We start from the raw sequence: 7,999 nt of genomic DNA, 5'->3' as shown, positions 1-7,999 counted from the left end.
CTCGTTTCACGCATACCAAAATGTCCATGTTTCCTCCTTGTTACCAGTTAAATCGCCCCGTGGTACTATTGTTTTATCTTCTGTTTTTCTTCGTTATCCGTGGCGTATGGTAGGGGCGAAAAATGTTTCGCCCCTACGCCAGGTGCTGGGCAATCAGCTCCGACAGGTCGATGGCTTCCATCTCGCCTTCCAGACCGGCCACCTTGATGGCGTCTTCCATGTTCACCAGGCAGAAGGGACACGCCGTCACGATCACGTTCGCGCCGGCCGCTTTGGCCATCTCCACGCGCAGCACGCCCATGCGCTGTTCTTCCTCGGGTTCGTAGAAGAGCATCAGTCCGCCGCCGCCGCAGCAGAACGATCGGTCCCCGTGACGCTCCATTTCCACCCGTTTGAGGCCCGCGATGGCATCCAGCGCCGCCCGCGGATCGGTATATACATCGTTGTGTCGCCCCAAATAGCAGGGATCGTGGTAGGTGTAGATCTTGCCGTCACCATTGGCGCCGGTCAGCTTCAGCGCACCCGAGGTCACGCTACGGGTGATGAACTGACTGATGTGCTCCACCGGCGGCAGCCCCTCGTAATCGTTCTTCAGCACGTTGAAGGCGTGTGGATCGGCGGTCACGATCGTCTTGACCCCGCTGTCCAAAATCGCCTCGGTGTTCATCTCCTTCATGCTCTGGAACAACATCTCCTCGCCGAAGCGCCGGATCTCGTTGCCCGCGTCCTTCTCATCCTTGCCCAGGATGCCGAAATCCGCGCCGGCCTTGGCCAGAATCGTCGCCGTGGCCCGGCCGATCTCCTGCATGCGGTCGTCGTAGCTGGTGATGCTGTCCACGAAGTAGAGCATTTCGGCGGAGTCCTTGGCCAAATCCTTGACCGTCACACCCTCGGGCAGCCCCTTGGTCCACTCGGCACGTTTCTTCTCCATCTTGCCCCATGGGTTGCCGCGTTTCTCAATGGCCTTGAGCGGCTTCTGCAGGCTCTGGGGCACCATCCCCTCGTCTACCATGCCGCGCCTGAGGTCCACGATCTTATCGATGTATTCGATGCCGATCGGACACTCCTGCTCGCAGGCCCCGCAAGTGGTGCACGACCAGATCTCGTCCTCTTCGTACACCGTGCCGATCAACGGCTCGCTCTTCTTGAAAGCCGACCCGTACGGGTAAATCGGATAGTTGTCGAACAGCGTGTTGCGTCCCTTGATGGAGATGAACCGCGGCGACAGCGGGCGCCCTACGGCGTTGGCCGGACAGTTGTCCGAGCAGCGACCGCAGTCCGCGCACGAATAGAAGTCCAAAAGGTGCTTCCAAGTAAAATCCTCGATCTTCTTCACCCCGAAGGATTCCAGATCGTCCAGCTCCTCGGCCGTGATCCCGTACCGCACCGGCTTGATGTTGCCCCGCTTGACACGCATGAAAAACACGTTGAAAATCGAGGTGATGACGTGAAAATGTTTGCCCAAGGGCAGGAAGCAGAGGAAAAAGAAGAAGGTCAGATCGTGGGTGTAATAGGCAATGATGTGCAGCCCCTGCAAGGTCCCCTCCGAGGCGAACATCAACCCGTTCTTGAACAGCCACACCAGGGTCAGGGGTGCCAGAAACTCGGTGTGCAGCCCTGCCTTGGCGTTGGCCGCCACGCTGGTGGCCTCGAACAGGCTCTCGGAAATCATCAGGGTCGAGATCAGCCCCAACACGAACAGGGCCTCCGCCGTGTGATCCTTGCCGTATTTGGCCGGCACGGCATAGCGCTTCGGCTTGACCACCGCCCGTCGCCAGGCGGCGATCCCGCAAGCCACCAGAACGCCCGTGGCCGCGTAATCCTTGAGCAGGTTGTAGATCATGCCCACCACGCCGCTGAATCCGGGCATGACGAAGTCCGGCGAAAGCCCGATGATCACCAGTGAACACGACCGGATGCTCAGGACCAGAAAGCCGGCAAAAATGACAATGTGCACGATCCCGGCCGTCCGGTAGCGCGGCTGGCGGTACTGTCCCAGCCAGATCTTAAGCACATTGAACAGCCGTTGCGGAATGCGGTCGAACCGCTTGTCCGGCGCCGCCTTCACCAGGGGCGCCGCCCGCAGGGCCATGATGTAGGTAAATACCGCCACCCCCACCACCGGTATCAGCAGGCTGAATATGACCGTGGGGATAAAAAGAAAGACATACTGGGCTGGTGCGATCAACGCGTTTTCCATGTTTTACTCTTGCTCTCCCTTCGGTTTCGTAATAGAATGGTTAAAAAATGAATGAGTATTCATTCAGTCTTGACCCATTACATTTAACCCTGTCAAGATCTCAGTGACAGGATTTCATTTCATTAAAAGAAAGTATCGGCAATACCCCGACGGCAAAAAAAAGCCATCGGCCGTTTTTTTTACCGTGGAATCAGGCAAGAAGTTTTCCCTTAGTACGAACGCCCACGAAAAACAAGGAAAAAGGAGGCCACTGTGACCTCAGACAATCCCTACGATAGAAAACCTTGGTTGAATCACTATGAAGCTGGCGTTCCCGAACATGTCCAATATGAATCCATCTGCCTGCCGGATTGCCTGAACCGTTCCGCCCAACGGTTTCCCGACAAAATGGCAGTGAACTTTCAGGGATACGGGGTCACCTTTGCCCAATTGAACGCGATGGTCGACCGTTTCGCCACTTGCCTGACCGATTTCGGGATCAAGCAGGGAGACAGCGTGGCGATCCTGTTGCCCAATCTCATTCCCTGTGTGGTCGCCTACTATGCCATCCTGCGCATCGGCGCCGTTGCGGTGATGAACAACCCGCTCTATACGGACCGGGAACTCGAGCATCAGTTCAACGATGCCGGGGTCAAAGCGCTGATCACGCTCGATCTATTGGGCAACCGGATGATCGATCTGCGGCCACGCACCCGGATCCGGCAGATTGTTTACACCTCGATCGGAGATTATCTGCCCTTTCCGAAAAATCTGCTTTTCCCACTGGTCGGCAAACGCAAGAAGCTCGCCGCGGATGTCAAACCGGCCGACGACGTTTACAAATGGAAGGCCATGCTGGCCCGCTATCCGGCCACACCGCCCAAGGTCGCCATCGATTTCGAAGACGTGGCCATGTATCAGTATACCGGCGGCACGACAGGCGTCTCCAAGGGGGTCATGCTGACCCACGCCAACCTGAGCAAGCAAATCCAGCATATCATCGCCTGGCTGCCCACTTTCAGTCGAGACGAAATCATGCTCGGGGCACTACCCTTCTTTCACGTGTTCGGTCTGTCGGTCAGCATGAACCTGGCCATTTACGCCGGCTGGGGTAACATTCTGGTCCCCAAGCCCCAACCTCCGCAGCTGTTAGAAGCGATCAGCAAATACAAGCCGACCTTTGCGCCCTTGGTGCCCACCATGTACATCGGCATGCTCGAACATCCCCATATCGCCAAGGCCGACCTGACCTCCATCAAAGGCTGCTTTTCGGGCAGCGCCCCCCTGCCGGTCGAGGTGATCAACGCCTTCGAAAAAAAGACCGGGGCGATCATCATCGAGGGCTTCGGGCTGACCGAATCCAGCCCGGTGACGCATGTCAATCCGTTCCACGGCCAGCGCAAGATCGGCAGCATCGGAGTTCCGATTCCCGACACGGAATGCCGGATCGTCAGCCTGAAGGATGGCGAATCCGATGTGCCCGTGGGGGAAAGCGGTGAACTGTTCGTCAGAGGGCCCCAGGTCATGAAGGGCTACTGGAAGCGGCCCGAGGCGACCGCCGAAAGCCTCACCGACGGTTGGCTGCATACCGGCGATATCGCCAAGATGGATGAAGAAGGCTATTTCTACATTGTCGATCGTAAAAAAGACATGATTCTATCCAGCGGCTACAATGTCTACCCCCGGGATATCGAAGAGGTTTTTTCGAACATCCCAAGGTGATGGAAGCCACCGCCATCGGGGTGCCGCATCCCAAGCGCGGTGAAGCGGTCAAGGTGTTTGTGGTCCTCAAACCGGGAAAAACCGCCACCGCCGAAGAGCTGATGGCCTACTGCACCGAAAAGCTGGCCAAATACAAGTGGCCGGCGGAAATCGAGTTCCGCGAGGAACTGCCCAAGACCAATGTGGGCAAGATCCTCAAAAAGGATCTGCGGGCCATGGAATTGGGCAAAACCGAATCCTCCTGAAAATTCGGTTCACCCAAACAAGATGGATTCGTAAAAAGCCCGAGATCAAGGCTTGCGAATCCTTAAGGAGGCGTACTTTTGCGTACGCCGCAGTGACGAAGGATACGCGTAACGCCGATATCGAGCTTTTTACGAATCCGTCAAACAAAAGCGGGGACGCGCACAATGGTGCGCGTCCCCATTTGGCTGAGTAGCCGATTCAAAGAAGGGTCTATTTTCCGCCAAAGGCCTCGTCGCTGATCTCGACAGCCGCCGGACAGGTGGTCATGATGGCGTCCATCTTGCCCATGGTCACGGGCAGGACCGCCTGGGTAAAGTACTGGCAGCTTTTGATCTGCCCCTCATAGAACGCCTGGTCCTTTTTCTTGGCCCCTTTTTCCAGTTCCGTGGCGGCGATCACCGCGCGCCAGAGCAGCATCCAAGCCATCACCACATCACCGGACGCGTCCAGGAAGGGATGGGCAAAGGCAAAGGCCTGCATCACCTTTGGCGACATGGCCGTGGCCCCCAGGTGCATGGCGACTTCGGCCAGGCGGTTCAGGGCTTTCTCCAGTCGGGCGGCGAGGTCGCCGAGGTTCTCGAAGGCCTTGGCCGCGGCCAGGGTTTTTTGAATCTCACCCATCAGGTCCATGATGGGCTTGCCCTTGTTCATGCCCAGCTTGCGGCCCAACAGGTCCATGGCCTGGATGCCGTTGGTGCCCTCATAGATCATGGTAATCCGGCAGTCGCGCAAGAGCTGCTCCTGGGGATACTCCTTGGTGAAGCCATATCCGCCATAAACCTGGATCCCCGTGCTGCACACCTCGAAGGACTTGTCGGTGACATAGCCCTTGCAGATCGGAATCAACAGGTCGATCATTCCCTGCAGGCGCGACTTCTCCTTTTCGTTATCGCTGACGGCGATCCGGTCGGTGAGAAAACCGGTGTAGTACAGCAGGCTGCGCATGCCTTCCACATAGGCCTTCATGGAGAGCAGCATGCGCCGCACGTCGGGGTGCTGGATGATCGGTACCGAGGGTGCATCGGCATCCATCGCCTGCAGCAGGCTTTTTCCCTGAACGCGTTCGCGGGCATAATTGAGGGCATTCATGTAGGAAGCGCTGGCGCAGCAGAACCCCTGCATGCCCACCAAAAGGCGCGCTTCGTTCATCATCAGGAACATGGCCCGCATGCCTTTGTTTTCCTCACCCAAAAGCTCGCCCACGCAATTGCCCTTGCCGCCCAGGGTGAGTGAACAGGTGGCGTTGCCGTTGATGCCCATCTTGTGTTCGATGCCCGTGCAGACCACGTCGTTGAATTCGCCCAGGCTGCCATCCGCGTTGACACGGTACTTGGGTACCAGGAACAGGGAAATGCCCTTGGTTCCCGCGGGTGCACCTTCGATGCGGGCCAGGACCGGGTGAACGATGTTCTCCACCATGTCGTGCTCGCCCGAGGAGATAAAGATCTTGTTGCCGGTGATGGAATAGGTGCCGTCGGGATTCTTCCTGGCGCTGGTGGACAGGTTGCCCACATCGGATCCGGCCTCGGGTTCGGTGAGCAGCATGGTGCCGGTCCATTTACCGGTAAACATGTTTTTGAGGAACAACTGCTTCTGCCGCTCGGTACCAAAGGACTCCACCAACAGGGCCGCCCCGTGGGTCAGCCCCGGATACATCATGAAGGCATAGTTGGCACCGTTGAAATAGTCGCCGGCGGCCAGCGCCACCGTGCGGGGCATCCCCTGCCCGCCAAACGCCGGGTCCTCGGTCATGGCCAGCCATTCGCCCTCAATAAACAGATCGTAGGCGCGCTTGAAACTCTCCGGTACGAAAACCTGGCCGTTTTCAAACCGGCAGCCCTCTTCATCCCCTTCCTTGAATGTCGGCAGAATCTCCTTGATCGCCAGATTGCGCGCTTCGCTGATGATCAGGTCGATGGTTTTCCTGCTGAATTCGGCGTACTTCGCTTGCTTGCTAAGCACATCGACGTCCAACTGTTCATGCAAAACAAAATCGACGTCTCTTCGATCGGCAATTAATTGTGCCATGGTTTCAATTCTCCTTGTTGTGACGGGTGAAGCGCCGAAAACCCAATGGGCGTGGATCCGAGTGAAGGGTCGGTTTTTATTCGGATCCGCGTCTGCCGCCGATACCGCTCATGAACAGATCCACCAACGGGTCGGCCATGGTGACCAGGTCATATTGCCCGCCGGAATGGATCCACGAGTTGATCACTTCATCGACGGCGCCGTTGATGAAGCGTTTGACCAACCCCATGTACAGGTCACGACGAATGGTGCCCTCTTCCTGCCCCAATTCCACCACCTCGGAGATGATATCCCGGTACAGCTTGGACATCTCTTTCAGGTTTTCATCGTTACGCCGATGGTACTGGTGGGTTTCGGCCTGGTAGACAATGGCCATATGGGGATCTTGCTGGAACTCCTGAAGGTGAACCCGGATCAGACTCCGCAATTTCTCTTCCGCGGTCGTCGCCTGCTGGACGACGTCGCGGAAACGCTCGAAAATCTGGCGTGTCTTGTACTGGTAAAACTGAACCAGGATATCATCCTTGTTCTTGAAATAGAGGTAAATGGTTCCATCCGCCACGCCGGCCGCTTGGCAATCTGAGCGATGGTGGACTGGAAGAACCCCTGCTTGGCAAATACCGTGATGGCAGCTTCGAGAATGCGCTGGTACTTGTCCATATTTTTCTTTTTCTGTGTGATAGTGAGCCTCCTGAAAACTATGAATGAATATTCATTCATTTACCAAAATCCGGCTATGGCTGTCAAGCGCAAACATCGGTCCGTTGGGAAAGCGACCGGATTTCATCGGTATTCAAATCGCATGCAAAATAATACCGTTTTGCGTGCCGATGATTGTATTGTGATGATTTTCGGGTTTGGGCATAGCCGTTCCGCAAAAAATGAACTACAACTCATTTTTCTCGGACGCAGCCCTGCCCCATGCCGCTGAATCGGACCGGTGTTTCGGGGTACCTCCTTTATATATTGACAGAATTGATCGGCTCTGATTAATTTCGCTACTTGGCTCACCTTTATAAATCACGCTCGCCCCTTACTTAGATCATGCGTGTGGTGATTCACCCAGCATGGCAACAACCCCGTGCCATGACAAACAGGAGGAATGTCAAATGATTGTTGCGGAACGAAAGCCCATTGAAGAGGTCAGAACCATGGTGAAAGACTTCAAAAAAGTCCTCACCGTGGGGTGCGGCACCTGCGTGGCGGTATGCCTGGCAGGCGGCGAGAAGGAGGTCGGGGTGCTGAACTCCGAACTGAAGATCGCCCGTCGCATGGAAGGTAATCCCATCGAAGTTGGTGGCATCACGGTGGAGCGGCAATGCGACATGGAATTTCTCGAGGAATTGGATGGCATGGTGGATGAATACGACGCGCTCGTCTCCATGGCCTGCGGCGCCGGTATCCAGTTCCTGGCCGAGCGGTTTCCCGAAATTCCCGTACTGCCGGCGGTCAACACCGCCTTTATCGGCGTCAACCGGGAAGTGCTGGTACGAGGAAAAATGCCGGGCCTGCGGCACCTGCGTGCTGGGCATGACGGCCGGCATCTGCCCGGTAACCATGTGCGCCAAGGGCCTGTTCAACGGCCCCTGCGGCGGCACCAACAAGGGCAGCTGCGAAATCAATCCCGATCAGCCGTGTGCCTGGTACCGGATCCACGAGCGTCTGGCCAAACAGAACCGCCTGGCCAACATCCTGGAAATCTGCCCGGCCAACGACTGGCGCAACCAGACGCCCAGAACCATCATCCAACCGGGGTATCAAGAACGCCTGACCGCATTGGGGATCAAGTAGCCGAGACGGAGCGACACCATCAGCAACTGAAAC

The 7,999-nt window shown here is 56.8% G+C and carries 7 protein-coding genes; 3 read left to right on the top strand and 4 right to left on the bottom strand.

The window, feature by feature from the left end; translation table 11 throughout:
* Positions 1-133 precede the first annotated feature (133 nt).
* Complete coding sequence (locus JCM12296_RS12780) at positions 134-2,200, bottom strand: (Fe-S)-binding protein (protein WP_054693479.1); 2,067 nt, start codon at positions 2,198-2,200, stop codon at positions 134-136.
* Positions 2,201-2,452: 252 nt separating this feature from the next.
* Here JCM12296_RS12780 and JCM12296_RS12775 point away from each other — a divergent pair, with 252 nt between their 5' ends.
* Entirely contained in the window at positions 2,453-3,901 is a 1,449-nt protein-coding gene (locus JCM12296_RS12775) for a long-chain-fatty-acid--CoA ligase (protein WP_246804244.1), read from the top strand.
* Positions 3,901-4,146: an AMP-binding enzyme gene (locus JCM12296_RS44415; RefSeq protein ID WP_246804247.1), complete on the top strand. Its 246-nt coding sequence runs from the start codon at positions 3,901-3,903 to the stop codon at positions 4,144-4,146. Before JCM12296_RS12775 ends, JCM12296_RS44415 begins: the two co-directional genes overlap by 1 nt.
* Positions 4,147-4,357: 211 nt before the next feature.
* Here JCM12296_RS44415 and JCM12296_RS12770 read toward each other — a convergent pair whose 3' ends face one another.
* From JCM12296_RS12770 to JCM12296_RS49040, 3 genes are all read right to left on the bottom strand, one after another.
* Entirely contained in the window at positions 4,358-6,175 is a 1,818-nt protein-coding gene (locus JCM12296_RS12770; protein ID WP_054693476.1) for an acyl-CoA dehydrogenase, read from the bottom strand.
* 76 nt (positions 6,176-6,251) lie between these two features.
* Positions 6,252-6,737 (bottom strand): TetR/AcrR family transcriptional regulator C-terminal domain-containing protein, encoded by a 486-nt coding sequence (locus JCM12296_RS12765; protein ID WP_246804242.1) that lies wholly within the window; start codon positions 6,735-6,737, stop codon positions 6,252-6,254.
* Between the two features lie 496 nt (positions 6,738-7,233).
* On the bottom strand, positions 7,234-7,707 hold the full coding sequence (locus JCM12296_RS49040; RefSeq protein WP_306304014.1) for a hypothetical protein: 474 nt from the start codon (positions 7,705-7,707) through the stop codon (positions 7,234-7,236).
* Between JCM12296_RS49040 and JCM12296_RS49035 the strand changes: the two genes are divergently transcribed.
* The gene (locus tag JCM12296_RS49035; protein ID WP_306304016.1) at positions 7,706-7,966 is read left to right on the top strand and encodes a methylenetetrahydrofolate reductase C-terminal domain-containing protein; all 261 of its coding nucleotides are present in this window, start codon (positions 7,706-7,708) and stop codon (positions 7,964-7,966) included. The two genes, JCM12296_RS49040 and JCM12296_RS49035, sit on opposite strands and share 2 nt — an antisense overlap.
* Positions 7,967-7,999: the final 33 nt, after the last annotated feature.

Origin of the sequence: Desulfosarcina cetonica JCM 12296 (genome assembly GCF_001311845.1) — a bacterium.
Taxonomy (GTDB): Bacteria; Desulfobacterota; Desulfobacteria; order Desulfobacterales; family Desulfosarcinaceae; genus Desulfosarcina; species Desulfosarcina cetonica.
This window is presented reverse-complemented; position numbering and strand designations above follow the sequence as displayed.

What these genes read in the sequence shown, in the direction of transcription:
- JCM12296_RS12780 (WP_054693479.1), bottom strand. Translation starts at nt 2,200, where the DNA reads ATGGAAAACGCGTTGATCGCACCAGCCCAGTATGTCTTTCTTTTTATC.
- JCM12296_RS44415 (WP_246804247.1), top strand. Translation starts at nt 3,901, where the DNA reads ATGGAAGCCACCGCCATCGGGGTGCCGCATCCCAAGCGCGGTGAAGCG.
- JCM12296_RS12770 (WP_054693476.1), bottom strand. Translation starts at nt 6,175, where the DNA reads ATGGCACAATTAATTGCCGATCGAAGAGACGTCGATTTTGTTTTGCAT.
- JCM12296_RS49035 (WP_306304016.1), top strand. Translation starts at nt 7,706, where the DNA reads ATGACGGCCGGCATCTGCCCGGTAACCATGTGCGCCAAGGGCCTGTTC.
- JCM12296_RS49040 (WP_306304014.1), bottom strand. Translation starts at nt 7,707, where the DNA reads ATGCCCAGCACGCAGGTGCCGCAGGCCCGGCATTTTTCCTCGTACCAG.